Here is an 18,349-nt window from a genome sequence, read left to right on the forward strand (position 1 = left end):
ATCGGGCAGAGTTAGTGCCGGACAATCCAGATCAGGATCAGGCCGACCACCGCCGATCCGATGCCGACGATGCGCAGAATGTTGTCCGGCGTCGCCAGCGCGCTCTTCATCGCCCGGCGCATCCAGGCCGGACTTGCCGCGAACATCAAGCCTTCCAGTACAAACAGAACACCCACACCGATGAGGAAGTCGGCGAACGCTATGGACCTCATCGGATTGGAACCTCCCGCTTGATGTTCTTTTTGCTGTCAGCATCGCGGCCAAGGCGACGTATCGCCAAGGCTTTCATATCGTCTGGATCAAGGCTTAGGGCTTCGGCGCTGCCGCCGCCGGTGGCGTGGATGCGGCGGTAGCCGCGGCCGGCGAAGCCTGCGGCTTGCCGGACGGATTGCCGAAATACCTGAAGAAATCGGAATCCGGCTGCAGCAGGAACCTGGTATCGCTGCTCTTCAGGCCGTTCTCATAGGCCGTCATCGAGCGGTAGAACGCGAAGAAGTCCGGGTCCTTGCCATAGGCTTCGGCGAACAGCCGGTTGCGCTCGCCGTCGCCCTCGCCGCGCACCTTCTCGGAGGTCGAGTTGGCTTCGGCGACGATAACGGTGGATTCGCGGTCGGCGTTGGACTTGATCTCCTGCGCCTTCTGCGCGCCCTGGGCACGGAATTCGGCGGCTTCACGCTGCCGCTCGGTCTGCATGCGCTGATAGACCGCCTGGCTGTTCTGCTCCGGTAGATCGGCGCGGCGGATCCTTACATCGACCACCTGGATGCCATAGGCGTCGGCTTCCTTGTCGAGCTGGTCGCGAATCCGCGCCATCAAGGCCTCGCGCTCGTCGCGCACCACCTGGATAAAGGTGACTTCGCCGAGCACGCGACGCAACGATGCATTCAGGAGCGTCGTCAGCTGGATATTGGCGGCCTGGATCGAGCCGATGCTCTGATAGAACCGCAGCGCGTTCTTGATGCGATAGCGTGCGAAGGCGTCGACCACGAGCCGCTTCTGGTCCGACGCAATGACTTCCTGCGACGGATTTTCCAGATCGAGGATGCGTTTGTCGATTGGGATGACGGTGTCGACGAACGGCGCCTTGAAATGCAGGCCGGCGTCGGTGACGACATCGACGGGATCGCCGAGTCGCACCACCAGCGCCTGTTCGGTCTGGCTCACGGTGAACACCGAGCTGTAGGCGACGATAGCGACGACCAACAGCAGGAACAGCGCGACAATACCTGTAACGGGGGACCTCATCGTGTGCTCCCGTTCTGCGGTTGCGACTGGCTGGTTGTCGACGCCGGCGGACGTCGCGGCGTCAGTTCGCTCAACGGCAGATAAGGCACGATGCCCTGACCGGATTGGCCGCCGTCGTAGATCAGCTTTTCCGAGCCGCCCAGGATGCGCTCCATCGTCTCCAGATAGATGCGCTGCCGGGTGACGTCAGGCGCTTTCTTGTATTCGTCGTAGACCTGGAGGAAGCGCGAGCTCTGGCCCTTGGCTTCGGCGACCGCCTGCTGCTTGTAGCCTTCGGCGGCCTGCAGGATTTGCGCGGCCCGTCCGCGCGCCTCGGGAACGACGCGATTGGCATAGGTCTGCGCTTCGTTTTGCAGCCGTTCGAGATCGGCGCGCGCCGCCTGTACGTCGCGGAACGAGTCGATCACCTGCGCCGGCGGATCGACCTTCTGCATCTGCACCTGCTGCACCAGGATGCCCGAGCCATAGCTGTCGAGCGTCTTCTGCATCAATTCCTGCACCGCCAGTTCGGTCGACGTGCGCGCGCCGGTGAGGATCGGCTGGATGTTGGAGCGGCCGATGACTTCGCGCATCGCGCTTTCGGCGACAGCCTTCACGGTGCCTTCGGGGTTCTGGATGTTGAACAGATAGTCGGCGACGCCTTGCGGCGCGACGCCTTTCGGCTTGATGCGCCATAACACCGTGAAATCGACGTCCACGATATTCTCGTCGCCTGTCAGCATCAGGCTTTCTTCGGGTACATCGCGCATGGTGCGGCCGCGCCGCGCCGGATCGTCGATCAGCGTCATGCCGATGCTCAAGGTCGAAACGCGCAGCGCTTTCGGCAACAGCACGGTCTCGACCGGATACGGCCAGTGATAGTTCAGCCCGGGCTCGGCATCGCGAACATACTTGCCGAAGCGCAGCACGACGCCGACCTCTTCGGATTGAACGCGATAAAAGCCCGACATCAGCCAGATCAGCACGACCGCGACCAGAACCAGCACGATGCCGGCGCCGCTAAAATGTCCGCCCGGCAGCAATTGCTGCAGCCGGTCCTGCGCACGGCGCAGAAGATCCTCAAGATCGGGCGGCCTCGGTCCCACCGGTTGCGGGCCAGAGCCCCATGGTCCTTTCGGACCGGAGCCCCATGGGCCTCCGCCTTGATTCTTCCACGGCATCGAAAATCTCCTCGGCGGGCTCAGAGGCCAAGACGGCCGGCCCCGCAATCCGCATGGCTTTATAGGGGACGGTTCCGGCCCTTACAACGCAGCTTCTGGCTCGAAGCAGCTAAGCCTGAGACCATAATTGTCAATGTAAACATCGGATAATGCAGTTAATGCGACCTTCGCCGTATATAAGTCACATAGGAAAAGTCCGCGCTATCGTCCGGACCGGCCGGATTCCGCGTGCGCGCGACCTCCTGCCAAATAGCCGCATCGATGGCGGGGAAGTATGTGTCGCCCTCGGGACGGGCGTGGACTTCGGTCACTTCCAGGCGATCGGCGGTCGCGAACCATTGGTTATAAATTTCCGCGCCGCCGATGACCGCGATTTCAGTGGCGAAACGCCGCAGCGCGTCGCCGGTTGCGACCGCCCGGGCGTCCGCCAATGAACTCGTCACCACCGCGCCGGCGGCGGAAAAATTCGCATCCCGCGTCACCACGATGTTGGTCCGTCCAGGCAATGGCTTGCGCAACGAAACAAAGGTCTTGCGCCCCATTACAACCGGCTTGCCCACCGTCATCGCCTTAAAGCGCTGCATATCGGATTTCAGGCGCCACGGAATCGCGCCACCGGCGCCGATCACGCCATTGTCAGCGGCTGCGACGATCAGGACGATCTCCATCAGCGCGTTCCTTCCGCAAGCGCGGCCAGCGCCGGACCGGTTACCCGGCATATTGTCCACTCGTCCATCAGCACGGCGCCGATCGATTTGTAGAATTCAATCGACGGCGTGTTCCAGTCCAGCACCGCCCATTGCAGCCGCGACCAGCCCTTGGCCACGCATTCCCCGGCGAGATGTGCGAGCAAGGCCTTGCCGATGCCCTTGCCGCGCTGCACCGGGCGGACGAAAAGGTCCTCGAGATAAATCCCGGAGCGGCCGCTGAAGGTCGAAAAATTGATGAACCAGACCGCGAAGCCGACCGGCTCGCCCTCCCACTCGGCGATATCGCAGAACAGCCGCGGATTGTCCCCGAACAGCGCATCGGCAATGTCGGCTTCGGTGGCTTCGACTTCGTGGGACAGCTTCTCGTACGCGGCGAGCTCGCGCACCAGAGACAGGACAAGCCCGGCTTCACCGGGACGGGCGCGGCGAATGGTCAGGGACATTCAATCGCTCACACCGCGACTCATACAGCCACCTGGGCCTTGATGTGCGGGTGCGGGTCGTAGCCCTCGAGCGCAAAGTCTTCGTAGCGGAAGGCGAAGATATCCTTCACATCCGGATTGATCTTCATCACCGGCAGCGGGCGCGTCGGGCGCGTCAGTTGCAGCCGCGCCTGCTCGAGATGATTTGAATAGAGATGCGCGTCGCCAAGTGAGTGCACGAAGTCGCCGGGTTTCAGGCCCGTCACCCGCGCGACCATCATGGTCAGCAGCGCATAGGACGCGATGTTGAAGGGCACGCCGAGAAAAACATCGGCCGAGCGCTGATAGAGCTGGCACGACAATTTGCCGTTCGCGACGTAGAACTGAAACAGGCAATGACATGGCGGCAGCGCCATCTTGTCGACATCGGCCGGATTCCATGCGCTGACGATCAGACGCCGTGAATCCGGATTGCGCTTGATCATGTCGACGACATTGGAAATCTGGTCGATGCTGCGCCCGTCCGGCGCCGGCCAGGATCGCCATTGCGATCCATAGACCGGGCCAAGATCGCCATTGGCATCGGCCCATTCGTCCCAGATCGAAACGCCATTGTCCTTGAGATATTTGATGTTGGTATCGCCGGCGAGAAACCACAGCAGTTCGTGCACGATTGCCTTCAGCGGCAAGCGCTTGGTCGTCAGCATCGGGAATCCGGCCGACAGGTTGAAGCGCATCTGGTGGCCAAAGATCGACAGCGTGCCGGTGCCGGTGCGGTCATGCTTTTCCGCACCATCCGCGAGAATCCGTTCGAGCAGATCGTGATACTGATTCATGGCATGCGGTCCCCAGAGCTGGGAAGTCTTAGCGGCCGGACCGGGCAACCGACAGCAACGATTCGGCTGAGAGCGGTCATTATACCCCGAAAAATGCACATCCGCCCCGCATCCGGCAAGGGCGGGAACCGGCCTTCCCTCACCCGAGAAGGCCGGTAAAACCCACGCATCCCCCGGCCAGCAGCAGCCAGAGCGGATTGAGCCTTGTGGCGGTGGCCAGCACCGCAGCGCCGGCGGTCACCAGCGCAGTCGCCCAGGTCCGGTCCGAGGTCAGCGCCAGCACAAGTGCGCTGGCGGCCATCAGCCCGATCGACAGCGGAACCAGCGATGCCTGGATGATCGAAGGCCAGCGCGAATGGCTCGACCGGTTGAGAAAGCGGCTCACGCAATAGGCGAGGATGGCCGTCGGAGCGCACATCGCAAGGGTCGCGACCAGCGCGCCGCCAATACCGGCAACGGTATAGCCGATCAGGGTCACGATCAGCACGTTCGGCCCCGGCGACAATTGCGAGATCGCGAACACGTCGGCGAATTGCTTGTCGCTCAGCCAATGATGAACGTCGACGGCGATCCGGTGCATTTCCGGAATCGCGGAATTGGCGCCGCCGACCGCAAACAGCGACATCAGCCCGAACGTCCATGCCAGCGTCAGAACGGGATTGCCCTCCGGGTTCATGCGGCAACCCGCCGGCGCATGACAAGGGTAATGGCGATGCTGATCGGGATCGCCACCAGCAGCACCGCCGCCAACGGCAACCGCGCCAGCCCGATCGCGGCGAACACCGCAAGCAGGACAATAAGTGCGACGGCATCGCGCCGCTTGATCAACGGCATCATCATCCGGAACACCACCGAGATCAAAAGGCCCACGGCCGCGCAGGACACGCCGGCCAGAATGCGCCTGAGCGCATCCACGTCACCAAACCGGGCATATAATGTCGCGAGAATCGTCATGATGACGGTGGGCGGACCGAGCAGCCCGGTAAAGGCAGCGATGCCGCCCGCAATCCCGCGAAACCGCGACCCGAACACCATCGATAGATTGACGATGTTGGGACCCGGCAGAAAATGGCACAACGCGAACGTCTCGTTGAATTCGTCCGCCGTCATCCAGCGGTGCTGCTCGACGATGGCGCGCCGGGCAAACACCAGCACGCCGCCGAACCCCGCAAGGGACATTTTGGCGAACGCGACAAACAGCGCGATCAGGCTAGGTGGCGTTAATGTGAGGTTATCCGGCGCCAGAACGGCAGCCGGCGGCGAATCCGGGGGCATTTGCAACACTTAGAACGGCGGCCCAGCGAGGCCAACCCACTTTCAGCGTATTCCACCAGCGCGTTATTGCAGAGACGTTCCATGCCAGGACCCAGCTAGGACGCCCGAGCAGGCTCTGTTTTTCTCAATAATTCCGCCCTATATTGGGGGTGCCGGCTTGCCGGCTATGGAAATAAATTGCCGTCGCAATAAACCATTCGGACCCGGGGGCAGCACCCGGCGCCTCCACCAAAGCCCGCCGCAAAGGACACGGGCTTCGGCGGGGGCGAAACAGGATCGACGAGGGCGTAAAGGGCGTGTTTTTTCTCGGTATGGTTCCGCCGTTATCGGGCTATGCAATAGTTGCAAACGACAACTATGCTCCGGTTGCTCAGGCTGCGTAACGCAGTTTGAAAGACCATCTTGAAGTCCTAACGGGTTAAGCTCCGTTAGGCGGGGTTCGGAGGCACCTGGCAACAGAAGCCTCCACTTTATCTGCCTTATAACCGGTCGCTTGTGGTGCGATTTGCACTGAGGATGGCTACTGACCTCGGCCCGCCGCAGGAGTAACATGCAGCTTAGCGAGTCGGGCTTCCGGCAGCGCGGCTGCACTGCCCGCGACAGAACAATGCGACTGGATCGCAATACAGGATCAGAATTACAGGATCACAATGGCGACCGATCACATCCGATATGACGTCCTGGCACGCGATGCGCTGCGCGGTGTGTTGCGCCGCGTACTCACCGACGCCGCCGAGCATGGCCTGCCCGGAGAACACCATTTCTTTATCACCTTTCTGTCCACCGCCGATGGCGTGAAGCTCTCGCCGCGGCTGCTGGCGCAATATCCTGAAGAAATGACCATTATCCTGCAGCACCAGTTCTGGGATCTGACGGTGTTGGAGGATCGATTCGAAGTCGGCCTGTCGTTTGGCCGCATCCCCGAGCGCCTGGTGGTTCCGTTCAATTCCATCAAGAGCTTCTTCGATCCGTCGGTGCAGTTTGGCCTGCAGTTCGAGGCCCCCGATGCCGCGGCCGAGAGCCCGGCCGGAAAACTGCCCGCCGTCGCGGTGCCCTCCCCGGTTCCCGCGACATCGCCGGTTCCCGAACCGGCCGCGGAAGAAGGGGGCGAGCCGGCAAAGCCCAGCGAGGGCGCCGAGGTCGTTCGGCTGGACCGTTTCCGCAAGAAATAATCGGCGCGAAATAATCTGCGCGCGCGAAATTTCCGAGGCTGTAGGATGAACGTTCCGCCACTTCCTGGCGCAACGGACATGATTCATGGCTCGATCAGCAACTCCACCGCAATCCACACGCTCCGAGACCGACAGCTTCGGCCCGATCGACGTTCCCGCCGATCGCTACTGGGGCGCGCAGACCGAACGTTCCAGGCGAAATTTCCGCATCGGCCACGACCGGATGCCGATGCCGATCGTTCACGCGCTCGGCATCGTCAAGCTGGCATCCGCCGAAACCAATCGCGAGCTTGGGCTGCTGGACCAGCGCCGCGCCCGCACTATCATCCGCGCCGCGCGCGAGGTGATCGACGGCAAGCTCGACGATCATTTTCCGCTGGTGGTCTGGCAGACCGGATCCGGCACGCAGACCAACATGAACCTCAATGAGGTGATCGCCAATCGCGCCAATGAGCTGCTCGGCGGCGAGCTCGGCGCCAAGCAACCGGTTCATCCCAACGATCACGTCAACATGAGCCAGTCCTCCAACGACTCATTTCCGACTGCGATGCATATCGCCGCGGCGATGGGCATTCTCGCCGATCTCATTCCCGCGCTGGAGATGCTTCATCGCGCATTGCGCCAAAAGGAAAAAGCATTCGCCAAAATCGTGAAAATCGGCCGAACCCATACCCAGGACGCGACGCCGCTGACGCTCGGTCAGGAATTCTCCGGCTACGCCGCGCAGGTCGAAAGCGGCATCGCGCGGCTGCGTACGGCGGTGAAGGATCTATACCCTCTGGCGCAGGGCGGCACGGCGGTCGGCACCGGTCTTAATTCGAAACCGAAATTCGCCAAATTGTTTGCAAAACATGTCGGCAAGATCACCAAATTGCCGTTCACCAGCGCCGCCAACAAGTTCGAAGCGCTGGCCTCCAACGACGCCTATGTCTTCGCCCACGGCGCCATCAATTCGGTGGCGACCGGCCTGTTCAAGATCGCCAACGATATCCGCCTCTTGGGGTCAGGTCCGCGCTCCGGCCTCGGCGAACTAATTTTGCCGGAAAACGAGCCGGGCTCTTCGATCATGCCGGGCAAGGTCAATCCGACACAATGCGAAGCGATGACCATGGTTTGCTGTCAGGTGTTCGGCAACCACACCGCCATCACCGTGGCGGGAAGCCAGGGTCATTTCGAACTAAATGTTTATAAGCCGGTGCTGGCATATTGTATGATGCATTCCATTCAATTGCTCGCCGACGTCTCACGTTCATTTACGGAGAACTGCGTCGATGGCATACGCGCCGACGAGAAACGCATCCGGGAACTAATGGAACGCTCGTTGATGCTGGTGACCGCGCTTGCGCCCAAAATCGGCTATGATAATGCGGCAAAGGTCGCAAAATCGGCTCACGCGCGTGGAACGACCTTGAAAGAAGAGGCTTTGCGGCTGGGATTGGTTTCCGCGGCCGAGTTCGATCGATTGGTTCAGCCAAGCAAAATGACGCATCCGGGTTGATCACAGCGCAGCGATCCCCGTGAAACTACGGACGCCGGAAATAATTATAATTCATAACGCCTAAAGACTGACACACATTAGCTACCTGCACCGCGCTTCCGCATGCTACAGCACGAATTATTTGTTTTTTCAGAGCGAAACTTATTCTTTGATGTTATCACAAAGCGATCACGGGGATTTCCTTAAATGACGACCGAACACGCCCGACGCGACAGCTCACGCCTTCGTGAAAATGTTGCATGCCTCTCTTTGGCTGGCTGATGGAGGCGAGCATGGGGGATCTGGTCAACCTGAAACGTTTCAAGAAGCGGGGCGAGCGGGCGCAGGCGGCGAAACAAGCCGACGCCAACCGGACAAAATTCGGCCGAACCAAATCTGAACGTGTTCTCGATGAATCGCGCGCCAGCCGCGCCAATCATTTTCTCGATCAGCATCGCACCGACGGCGAGGACGCATCATGAAATCGCCCGTCGTCAAACGATCGATCGTGGTCGCAGGTCACAAGACCAGCGTCAGCCTCGAAGAAGCATTCTGGAACGGCATGAAGGAAATCTCCGGCCTTCGCGACATGACGCTGTCCGAGCTGGTGGGCGAGATCGACAGCAATCGCCAGCAAGGCAATTTATCGTCAGCGATTCGGCTTTTCGTGCTCGACTATTTTCGCACGCGCGCTCTGGCCGCCGCGTCGGAGCCGAAGCCGCAGAGCTAGCCCCACCTCACCCGACATCGGCATTCATCGAAGACCGGACGGCACTGTCTGGCTAACGCTGCCTTCCCCGCGGACGCACCAGCCAGTTTATAATCGCTCTAAGGTAAAGCTTCATTCCGGTCGCTGCGCTTGACCTATCCCTCCACCATTGGAAAGACAGGTCATGACGATCGATGAAGTAAACGACACACGCCCGCAGTTGCCGCTGGGGCTGGCCAAACGCGGCTATTCAGGCGTGATCCACCACATCGCCGCTGATGATGCCGGCTCCGCTCTGTCGGCCGTTGAACTCGAAAGCCGGTTGATCGAACTCGGCTTCGTCGAAGGCGCCCGGGTCGAGGTGCTTCACGAAGGCGTCATCGGGCGCGATCCTATCGCGGTCCGCGTCGAGAATGTCACGATCGCGGTGCGCCGGCGCGAGGCGATGGCCGTTATTGTGGCCTGACGAAAACGGTAGAGCGCGATGGAAGCCCCGTTGATGCATCTCGCCCTGGTGGGCACGCCGAACAGCGGCAAGACCTCGCTTTTCAATGCGCTGACCGGCAGCCGCCAGAAGGTCGCGAACTATCCCGGCGTTACCGTGGAACGCAAGGAAGGCTCGTTTGTCACCCCGCTCGGGCGCCAGATTTCGCTGGTCGATTTGCCCGGCACCTATTCGCTGCGCGGCCGCAGCCCGGATGAAGAGATCACGCGCGATGTCGTGCTCGGCCGCACGCCCGGCGAGGCCCTGCCGGATCTCGTGCTTTGCGTGGCCGACTCCACCAATCTGCGGCTGACGATCCGCCTCGTGCTCGAACTCAAGCGCACCGGCCGGCCGCTGATGCTGGTGCTCAACATGTTCGACATCGCCACCCGCCGCGGCGTAACGGTTGACGTGGCGCGGCTGTCCGAGGCGCTCGGCGTGCCGGTTGTCACCTCCATCGCGGTGCGCAAGGGCGGCACCGCCGAGCTGTTGCGCCGCACCGACCAGATCATCGCAACGCAGGCGCCGGTTTCCGTGCAGCCGAATCTCTGGCAGCCGCTGACGGTCGCGCAATTGCGCGCCACCCAGCGCGAGGCCGATCGTATCATCGCGGCGACCATCAGCCTGCCGACCAGGCCGGATACCTGGACCGCGCGGATCGATGCCTGGGTGCTGCACCCGGTGGCGGGGCTCGCGATCCTGGCGCTGATCCTGTTTGTGATGTTCCAGGCGGTGTTCGCCTGGGCGCAGCCGCTGATGGATCTTTTGTCGGATGCCTTCACCGCTCTGGGTCAGGGGGTACACGACACCTTGCCAGCCGGCCTGTTGCAAAGCTTCCTGCAGAACGGCGTCATTTCCGGCGTCGGCAGCGTCATCGTGTTCCTGCCGCAGATCATCATCATCTTCCTGTTCATTTTGCTGCTGGAGGATTTCGGCTACATGGCGCGTGCGGCGTTCCTGATGGACCGCATCATGGGCGGCGCTGGCCTGCACGGCCGCGCCTTCATCCCCCTGCTCTCGAGTTTTGCCTGCGCAATACCCGGCATCATGGCGACGCGGGTGATCGACAATCGCCGCGACCGGCTGACCACCATCCTGATCGCGCCGCTGATGACCTGTTCGGCGCGCATCCCGGTCTATACACTGATCATCTCGGCCTTCATCCCCGCCAAGCAAATCTGGGGCTGGATCAATCTGCAGGGGCTGGTGATGTTCGGCCTCTACACGGTGGGCATCACCAGCGCGTTGGGCGTCTCGTTCCTGATCAAGTTCTTCATGTTGCGCGATTATGCCCCGGCGCCGTTCATGCTGGAATTGCCTGACTACAAGATGCCGCGCGCCGGCAGCGTCCTGATCGGCATCTATACGCGCGCGAAGATGTTTCTACACCGGGCCGGCACGACGATCTTCTCGATGATGGTGCTGATCTGGTTCCTGGCTTCGTTCCCGCTGCCGCCGGCCGGCGCGCAGGATCCGGCCATCAATTACAGCTTCGCCGCCATGATCGGCAAGGCGCTCGAGCCGCTGCTGATGCCGATCGGATTCAACTGGCAGATCGCGGTAGCGCTGATCCCGGGCATGGCGGCGCGGGAAGTCGCGGTCGCAGCACTCGGCACGGTCTATGCCATCGAGGGCGGCAAGGAAGCGGCGGATCAGATCGGACAGGTGCTTGCCACCAAATGGAGCCTGGCCACGGCACTGTCGTTGCTGGCCTGGTACATCTTTGCCCCGCAATGCGCCTCCACGCTGGCCGTCATCCGTCGCGAGACCGGAAGCTGGAAATGGATGGCGATCACCTTCGCCTACATGCTTGCGCTCGCCTATATCGCGAGCCTTGCAACCTACAATATCGCCTACGCGCTCGGCGCTGGCTGAGATCGTCATTCGCGGCGCCCGCGCTCAGCGCGACACCACGGAAAGCGCCAGCAGCGAAAGCAATAACGCCGGTGGCATCACGATCAGGCCCAGCCTGAGAAATTGCGCGGCGCCGACATGCTCGCCCTCGCGCCGCAGCACGATCAGCCAGAGAATGGTGGCCAGCGATCCCGTCACGGACAGGTTCGGGCCGAGATCGACGCCGATCAGGATGGCGCCTGTGACATGCGCCGGAACCTGTGCGGCCTGACTGGTGGTCGCAGCGATCAGGCCCATCGGCAGGTTGTTGAGGAGATTGGACCCAAAGGCGACCACGACCCCGGCGACCCATGACGTAGCTTGTGGCGCGACGGCTGAGGCTTGCTTGAGAACGCGCGCCAGCGCCGGCAGCACGCCGGTCCGGTTCAAGCCTTCGACCAGGATGAACAAGCCCGCCACCAGCGGCAGCACCGACCACGAAATGTCCTTCAACACCGGGAGCGGCGACTGTCGTCCGATCGCCAGAATGATCACCGTCACGGCCGCACCGGCGATGAAGGTCGGCAATCCGAGATCCCGATCCATCGCCGAGGCCACGAGCAGCACGCAGGCCGTCAGCAGGATGCCAAACGCTGCGAGCTTGCCGGCAAGCGTGAGCGGGACAATATCGGCGACCTCCGCGACCGGTGCATTGAGCGAGCGGCGTAGCGCCAGCCGCAGCGCCAGATAGGTCGCGACGATCGCAGCCAGGGACGGCAGTGCAAAGATGCGCAGCCATATCAGCAACGGCGGCATCTGTTTGCCGAACACGACAAGATTGGCGGGATTGGAGATCGGCAGCACGAAACTTGCGGCATTGGCGATGAACGCGCAAACGAACAGATACGGCAATGGCTCGACCTTGGCGGCGCGCGTCGCGGCATAGACCGCCGGCGTCAGAACCACCGCGGTGGCGTCGTTCGACAGCAGAACGGTGACGATGGTGCCGACGACATAGACAATCAAAAACAGCCGCTTCGCCGAACCCCGCGAATGCCGCACCGCCTGCGCGGCAAGCCAGTCGAACAGTCCTTCCTGGCGCGCCACTTCGGCCAGCAGCATCATGCCGATCAGAAAGAAATAAACATCCGTGCCCTTGCCCGCGGCCGCAAGCGCGTCCGGCCACGGCAGCAGGTTGAGCAACACCAGCAATACCGCGCCGGTGACCGCCCAGATGAATTCCGGCAAATGCCAGGGCCGCGCGATCACGCCAAAGGTCGCGAGCGCTGCAATCCCCCAGGTCGCGGCGTCGGTCTCTGATATCATTCAGCGACCGCCAGGGCGGTTGCCACTGGGCGAACCCTCGAGTCGCCGCGTCCAGCACAAGCCGGTTTCAGGATCGAAGCGAAGCCCAGCCACAATGCCGTCGAGCCGAGCGCAAAGCTGCCGAGAATAAGAAACATCGCGCTATAACCGATCTCCTGGGCGATCCAGCCGCCGATCGCGGGGCTGAGCGAAGCGCCAAGACCCTGGACGGTCATCACCGCGCCCTGCCCGGCATTGACCCGCCCGGTACCATTGAGGATGCGCGCAACAAGATCAGGGATACCAGAATCATTACGCCTTGCGCCACAACGATGGTGATCGCGACAAATCCGGCTGGGTCTGCCTGTTTGGCCGATACCACGGCAAGTCCATAGAGCGGAAGCATCGCGCCATTGCCGAGATGAAAGCAGGCCAGCGCTGCGGCCAGAATCAGCAGCGGCTTGCATTCGAGCAGCACCGTGATGCCACCGACCTGGCCGGCGTCATCACCGCTCTTGTTGAGACCGCGCGCCTCATCGTCGTCGATCGCGGAGCTCGGAATCATCAGCACCGAAATGATCGACAAAACTCCGAATAGCGCAGCCAGCATCAACACGGCCGGAAAACCAAACATCCATCCGAGCAGGCCGGACAATCCCGCGCCGACCATATTGCCGGCATGGTTGAGCGCCTGATTCTTTCCGTTCTGCCGATTGAAGCCAGCCTGACGAACAATGCCGAGCGTGATGCCGGAGACCGCAGGTCCGATCGCGGCGCCGGCGATCGCTGTTGCGACCTGCGACAGCGTCACCAGCCAGAAGCTTTGCGAGAGCAGGACGGTGCCGGAAGCGATCACCGTGCAAATGCCGGGGATGATGACGTAGAGCTTTTTGCGCCTGGTGGCGTCGATCAGCGCACCCGCCGGCGTCGTCATCAGCATTCCGCAGACGCCGCCAATCGTCATCACGGTGCCGATCAGGCCGCTCTCCCATCCATGCGCGAGCAGAAACACGCCGAGGAATGGGCCGATCCCGGACTGCATGTCGGCCATGAAGAAATTGAGCGCAAGCAGCGGCCAGATGGCCTTCGAGGCCAACTCGTTCTGAGGTGGGTTCACGTTGCGCTCCATCGCCACAATTGGCGACCGATCGGCTAACGCTCAGCACCAAGCTTTGGTTCGCGCCTTGTGGCCGATTCGCCCCGTTTCTCAGCTCATTTTAAGCAGCCCGAAATGAAGCGCGATGATGCTGACGCAGGTTCCGGCAGCCAGCGCCCAAAGCGGATTACGCCTGCTGAAGACGACGCCGCCGAGGGCATGGCTGGGATTTGCCAGGTCGTCGGCGTATCGCCGCTGCTGCGCCAGTTGCTGATCGAGGCGGTCGACCTGCCGTCGGAATATGATCCCGCCGATCGCGACGGAAAAATCATGTCGCTGTTGATCGACGAGATTCACGCAGCACCCGTTCTGCCGCTCAGTCTTCCGCTTCCGAACGATGCGAGGCTTGCTGCGCGTTGCCAGCGATTTCTCGATCGGCCAACCGCACCGGATACAGTCGATCTCTGGTGCGGTGAGCTGGCGCTGAGCCGCCGCACATTCACGCGGCTGTTCAAGCACGAAACCGGCTTGACGTTCTCGGCTTGGCAGCGCCGCGCCTGTTTGTTGTGGGCGTTGCCGCGCCTGCTGGCCGGAGAACGGGTGACGACCATTGCGTTCGATCTCGGCTATTCCAGCCCGGCCGCCTTTACCGCGATGTTCAAGCAGCTCATTGGCGAAACGCCCGACTTCTATCGCAGGAGCTCTGCGGGCCGGTGATCGCGCGCATCCCGCACGACGCAGGAAAAATCACTGCGGAACGGCAACCGGTGGCGTCAGCGTAAGCGGCGGCCGTGGCTTCGGTGGCCGCGCGGCGCCGGGAGCCGGCCTGATCTCGATCGGCGGCGGCAGCGGCGCCACCTGCTGACTGACGACAGGTGGCGTGGGATTGGGCGCCGCCAGTGGCGGATGCGGCGCGCTGACCCTCGGCTTCAACGGAATGCGATGCTGATCGCGACCGGGCGTCTGCACCTCGGAAGGCGATTGGTCTTGCGGATTTGCGGCCGGAGGCAGCGCCAATGCCGGCGGAACCGAGGCCGGCAATGCCGGCGGCGCTTCGCCGCGTTCGATCGCATCCAGCCGCCGGGTTTCGCGATCGATGGTGCGTACCGCCAGCCATGACGACAGCGCCGACACGTCGACGGTGCGATCGAGTTTGTCGGGCGTGCCGGCGGCGAATAGCTGAATTTCCGGACGGCCGGTGGCGAAGCTCGCCGCCGTCGGCGCCAGGGTGGCGCGAATGTCGGCTTGATCGGCCGGAATGTCGTAGCCACCGGAAATGACGGCGCGCGCGCCCTGGGTATCGAGCGTGGTCGCTTCGACGCGAAGCCGGCCGTCCCGGATCGTGAACGGAAACTGCGCCGACCTGACCGACAACATGCCGCTCGATAACACAGGATCGACAATCTGCCGCAGCCTGCTGTCGTCGGTCACCTGGCCGCCGTCGCTGGCGCGGACGGCCACATCGAACACGCGCGGATCGAGCCCGGCGATCGTGGCGGAGTCCAGCGTCACGGTGCCGTTGCCGGACATGGCGCTCATCAGCGCCGAGGCGCTGCGTCCCTGGGTGGCCAGGGCCGCCTGCAGCGAGGCGCGGCCCGCGGGCATCGCCAATCCCCGGTAATGCAACGCTGCGCCGTCGACACCGTTGAGCTGAATGCGCGCGCTCAGTGCAATTCCATTCGCGCCGGGCCTTGCGTCGATATTGGCGGTCGCGTCCCCGCCACCTATCTTGCCTTTGATGGCATCGAATGTCAGCGACTGGCCGTCGCTCTTGATCGTGCCGCTGACCGGACGCAGTTCGCCACCACCGGGCAGCGCGCCGCGCAGCGCCTGAAATGCGATATGACCGTGCCACCCCTTCAGCAATCCGGCGCCGAGCGGATCGGCCGCATCGCGCCCCTCGCTGCCGATCGCGAGCCCGAAGGCCGGCGCCAGATCGAGCGTGTCGAGGCCAACCTCGCCTTCCACGTTCTTTTCGTCGCCGAGGGTCACGGCCACGTGGCCGCGCAGCCGCGAGCCGGCGAGTGCACCGTCGAGATCATCGAAGGTCAATTTGCTGCCCGCGAGCGAAACCCGCGAAGACAGGCTGACATTTTGCACCAGCGTATCCGACGGCTTGAGGTCGAACAGTGGCGTGAGATTGACGCGGTAGACCGACAGATTGACGCTGGCCTTGGCGTCCTGCGTCCAGGATTCAGCCGTCCCCTGGGCTTCGGCCGCCAATGCGTTTCCGTTCAACTTGGCCTTCAGCCGCAATGGCGCATGCCAGGCGCCTGTCACCGAGCCCTGAAATTGCACGGCGCCATCGCCCGCGGCGATCACGTGATCGAGCCCCAGCAACGCCAGCAGCGAGGCGCCCTGCGGTGACGACAATTTCGATTCGATGCCGAACTCGCTCTGTTCGATCTTGTCGAGCTCCATCGCGCGCAAGGCCGCGACAGCGGGCTTTGCGGTGATGGTGACGGTGCCCGCAAGCTGTGGCGCCGAGAGATCGAGAACGGCGCGCGCGCTGGCGCGATCGGCGTGGCCTGTGTCCTTGTCGAGATCAAGCGCCAGCTTCAGATGCGCCGGCCCGGCATTTCCCATCGCATCGAGCCGCGACGCCAGCGCGGGCGCGAGCGGCTTGATCGCGGCCGTGATCTGGCTCATCGATGCGGCGGTTGAACTCAGGGTGAGCTTGCCCGTGACATTGGCGCGGTCGAAACTTCCCGTGCCTTCCAGCATCACATTGCTGGGGTCGCCGATCTGCAATTGGTCGAGCGAGATCGACTTCGGGCCGTAGCCGAACTTCGCCATCAGCGGATGCAATTCCTGTCCGGCCGATATGGCGCGGCCGATGTCCAGCGATATCGTCGCCTCGTCGGGCCACTCGCCTTGCGGGCCAGCCAGCGAACGCGCAAACGCGGTTGCGGCGTCGAGGTCGAGGCGATCCGCCTTCAGCTCTGCATTGAACCGGGAGCCGCCGCCTGCCGATTGGCTGGAGAATGCAGCCCGTCCTTCGACGGTGCCGCCGTCGATCTCGGCTTTCATGGCATCGATGGCGATGTGGTCGGCCGCCACGCTGATATCGCCGCGCAGATGCAGCGGCTTCTGGGTGCGAAAGCTGTTATCGCTTCGCCCCTGCAGCCAGGCGACCAGCGCATCCGGATCGGATGACTGTACGTCAAGCGCTTCCCTGAAGGTGCCGGACGAACCATTTAGCGCGTTGGCGCTGCCCGGAGAAGAACTTAGCGAAACCAGGGTGGCGCCCGGTGCGCGGAAATTCAGCCGGTCGACGGTCCAGGATTTCAGGTCAGCCTTCGAATCAGTCCCCGAAGCGTTCCTGGCCTCGGCATGCAGTTCGCCGGCGATATTCTGCAATGGACGCCCGCCCAGCATGATCTGCTCGGCGCTGAACTCGATCTGCGTCGGAATCGGCACTTGCGGAATCTCGGCAACCAGCGCACGCAGCCCCGCCAGCAACCGAATCGGCTCGGCGGTTTTGTCATTGTCCTTTGTGACGAACCTGTCGGCGTCGAGCTGCCGCGCCGAGAGCACGGCATGAAGCAATGGCTGTGCGCCGAAGCGAATGTCCCCGATACCCAGGAGTTTCAGCGCGCGTTCTTCGGCGCCGTAGCTGGCCTCAATCTGCTCGAGCGTCGCCCCGGTCGGGTCGGCCTTGAGCTTGGCCGATATCCGCCAGGGGATCTGCGACGGCTCAACGCCGGTTTTCGCATCGGACTTCGAGCCGGTCGGCGTGGCCAGCGTCACCGCCCCGTCGAAGCGTGGGGCGCGTGCGTCGAAACCCAGCACGCCCTCGAGATCGGCAGCCACAGCACGCGCGCCGGGATCGACATTGAGGTGAACGCGGGTGCCGTTGCCGTCAGGCGTCGGACCGGACGACACGCGAAAGGGATAGCGCTCGCCGCCAAGCGTGAAATTGCCGTCGCCGCGCACCGAACCGGCCAGCGAGCGCACGTCGCCGCTAAACGCAATATCGTTCAACTCGAGTGTGCTGCGGCTGGCGGCATCGTGCAGCGCGACGCGGCCGGTCAGGTTCAACCGGTCGATCGCCAGCGATCCCAGATTGAACGTTCCGCTCGAGGCCGGCCAATCGATCCGCCCTTGCGGATCGAGCCCGAGATCGAGCGCCATGCCGTTGATCGTCAGTTCGGTGGCGCGCCATTCGCCACGCATCAGCTCACCCAGGCTGAACTCCACGTCGAGCTTGTCGGCGCGAACCTTGCCGAGATCATTGGCGCCGCCGACCACCACCGAGCGCAACCGCAGCGATGGCGCCGGCAGCAGACGCGCATCCAGCGCGCCGCCGACATGCACCGGCGCGCCGATTACCCGCGAGGCCTCAGCCTCGAACTGCGGCCGGAACTGATTCCAGTCGATGAAGTACGGCCCGACCAGCGCGGCTATCAGCGCGATGATTAAAGCAATCGCCAATCCGAGCAGCGTCGTCTGCACGGCGTCTCCCTTTGAGCACGCTCCGGCATGGCCCATTCAAGCGTGGCACGGTTCATCCGCCAAGCCGCGTGCGCCATCGCACCGGCAGCCCCGGACCATCCCCCGCCGGCCGCGCTGAATCAACGCCGGTACACCGCCCTATATGCCATATATAGAGCCAAGTGTGGCGA

17 protein-coding genes, 1 other RNA gene and 1 pseudogene are annotated in these 18,349 nt (G+C 62.9%); 8 read left to right on the forward strand and 11 right to left on the reverse strand.

Annotated elements, in window-relative coordinates; translation table 11 throughout:
• Positions 1-11 precede the first annotated feature (11 nt).
• The 8 genes from BLV09_RS16940 to BLV09_RS16975 all read right to left on the reverse strand — a co-directional run bounded on the left by BLV09_RS16940 (position 12) and on the right by BLV09_RS16975 (position 5,648).
• Positions 12-212, reverse strand: coding sequence for a DUF2065 domain-containing protein (locus BLV09_RS16940; RefSeq protein ID WP_100383567.1), 201 nt, complete (start codon positions 210-212; stop codon positions 12-14).
• A 94-nt stretch (positions 213-306) separates the two neighbouring features.
• Positions 307-1,245, reverse strand: a complete 939-nt coding sequence (gene hflC, locus BLV09_RS16945) for a protease modulator HflC (protein WP_100383568.1) — start codon at positions 1,243-1,245, stop codon at positions 307-309.
• Positions 1,242-2,405, reverse strand: coding sequence for an FtsH protease activity modulator HflK (gene hflK / locus BLV09_RS16950; RefSeq protein ID WP_100383569.1), 1,164 nt, complete (start codon positions 2,403-2,405; stop codon positions 1,242-1,244). Before hflK ends, hflC begins: the two co-directional genes overlap by 4 nt.
• Positions 2,406-2,560: 155 nt before the next feature.
• Positions 2,561-3,073 carry a dihydrofolate reductase gene (locus BLV09_RS16955; RefSeq protein ID WP_146688162.1) on the reverse strand — a complete coding sequence of 171 codons (513 nt, stop codon included), beginning with the start codon at positions 3,071-3,073 and terminating at the stop codon, positions 2,561-2,563.
• Positions 3,073-3,558, reverse strand: a complete 486-nt coding sequence (locus BLV09_RS16960) for a GNAT family N-acetyltransferase (protein WP_146688163.1) — start codon at positions 3,556-3,558, stop codon at positions 3,073-3,075. Before BLV09_RS16960 ends, BLV09_RS16955 begins: the two co-directional genes overlap by 1 nt.
• A 20-nt stretch (positions 3,559-3,578) precedes the next feature.
• Positions 3,579-4,373, reverse strand: a complete 795-nt coding sequence (locus tag BLV09_RS16965; protein WP_146688164.1) for a thymidylate synthase — start codon at positions 4,371-4,373, stop codon at positions 3,579-3,581.
• 139 nt (positions 4,374-4,512) lie between these two features.
• Positions 4,513-5,049 carry a chromate transporter gene (locus tag BLV09_RS16970; protein WP_146688165.1) on the reverse strand — a complete coding sequence of 179 codons (537 nt, stop codon included), beginning with the start codon at positions 5,047-5,049 and terminating at the stop codon, positions 4,513-4,515.
• Positions 5,046-5,648: a chromate transporter gene (locus BLV09_RS16975; RefSeq protein WP_146688166.1), complete on the reverse strand. Its 603-nt coding sequence runs from the start codon at positions 5,646-5,648 to the stop codon at positions 5,046-5,048. Before BLV09_RS16975 ends, BLV09_RS16970 begins: the two co-directional genes overlap by 4 nt.
• Before the next feature lie 112 nt (positions 5,649-5,760).
• Between BLV09_RS16975 and ssrA the strand changes: the two genes are divergently transcribed.
• The 7 genes from ssrA to feoB all read left to right on the forward strand — a co-directional run bounded on the left by ssrA (position 5,761) and on the right by feoB (position 11,365).
• Positions 5,761-6,118, forward strand: a transfer-messenger RNA (tmRNA) gene (gene ssrA / locus BLV09_RS16980).
• A 180-nt stretch (positions 6,119-6,298) separates the two neighbouring features.
• Positions 6,299-6,820, forward strand: a complete 522-nt coding sequence (locus BLV09_RS16985) for an SspB family protein (RefSeq protein WP_146688167.1) — start codon at positions 6,299-6,301, stop codon at positions 6,818-6,820.
• Positions 6,821-6,905: 85 nt separating this feature from the next.
• The gene (fumC, locus tag BLV09_RS16990; protein WP_146688168.1) at positions 6,906-8,318 is read left to right on the forward strand and encodes a class II fumarate hydratase; all 1,413 of its coding nucleotides are present in this window, start codon (positions 6,906-6,908) and stop codon (positions 8,316-8,318) included.
• A gap of 272 nt (positions 8,319-8,590) precedes the next feature.
• Positions 8,591-8,779, forward strand: coding sequence for a DUF4169 family protein (locus BLV09_RS16995; RefSeq protein WP_100387114.1), 189 nt, complete (start codon positions 8,591-8,593; stop codon positions 8,777-8,779).
• A complete protein-coding gene (locus BLV09_RS17000) occupies positions 8,776-9,027 on the forward strand; it encodes a ribbon-helix-helix domain-containing protein (RefSeq protein WP_100383576.1) in 252 nt (83 codons plus the stop codon). The genes BLV09_RS16995 and BLV09_RS17000 overlap by 4 nt, the downstream gene beginning before the upstream one ends.
• A gap of 163 nt (positions 9,028-9,190) precedes the next feature.
• Complete coding sequence (locus BLV09_RS17005; RefSeq protein WP_167558766.1) at positions 9,191-9,472, forward strand: FeoA family protein; 282 nt, start codon at positions 9,191-9,193, stop codon at positions 9,470-9,472.
• Between the two features lie 18 nt (positions 9,473-9,490).
• Positions 9,491-11,365 (forward strand): ferrous iron transporter B, encoded by a 1,875-nt coding sequence (feoB, locus tag BLV09_RS17010; protein ID WP_146688169.1) that lies wholly within the window; start codon positions 9,491-9,493, stop codon positions 11,363-11,365.
• 24 nt (positions 11,366-11,389) lie between these two features.
• On the opposite strand, the gene BLV09_RS17015 is transcribed toward feoB, so the two are convergent.
• Both BLV09_RS17015 and BLV09_RS17020 read right to left on the reverse strand, forming a co-directional pair.
• The gene (locus BLV09_RS17015) at positions 11,390-12,649 is read right to left on the reverse strand and encodes an arsenic transporter (protein ID WP_146688170.1); all 1,260 of its coding nucleotides are present in this window, start codon (positions 12,647-12,649) and stop codon (positions 11,390-11,392) included.
• Positions 12,646-13,679 (reverse strand): annotated as a pseudogene (locus BLV09_RS17020) (MFS transporter). The gene BLV09_RS17015 and the pseudogene BLV09_RS17020 overlap by 4 nt, the downstream one beginning before the upstream one ends.
• Before the next feature lie 180 nt (positions 13,680-13,859).
• Between BLV09_RS17020 and BLV09_RS17025 the strand changes: the two are divergent.
• Entirely contained in the window at positions 13,860-14,441 is a 582-nt protein-coding gene (locus BLV09_RS17025) for a helix-turn-helix domain-containing protein (RefSeq protein ID WP_146688171.1), read from the forward strand.
• 30 nt (positions 14,442-14,471) lie between these two features.
• On the opposite strand, the gene BLV09_RS17030 is transcribed toward BLV09_RS17025, so the two are convergent.
• Positions 14,472-18,179, reverse strand: coding sequence for an AsmA family protein (locus tag BLV09_RS17030; protein ID WP_146688172.1), 3,708 nt, complete (start codon positions 18,177-18,179; stop codon positions 14,472-14,474).
• Positions 18,180-18,349: the final 170 nt, after the last annotated feature.

Origin of the sequence: Bradyrhizobium canariense (assembly GCF_900105125.1) — a bacterium.
GTDB classification, from domain to species: Bacteria; Pseudomonadota; Alphaproteobacteria; order Rhizobiales; family Xanthobacteraceae; genus Bradyrhizobium; species Bradyrhizobium canariense_A.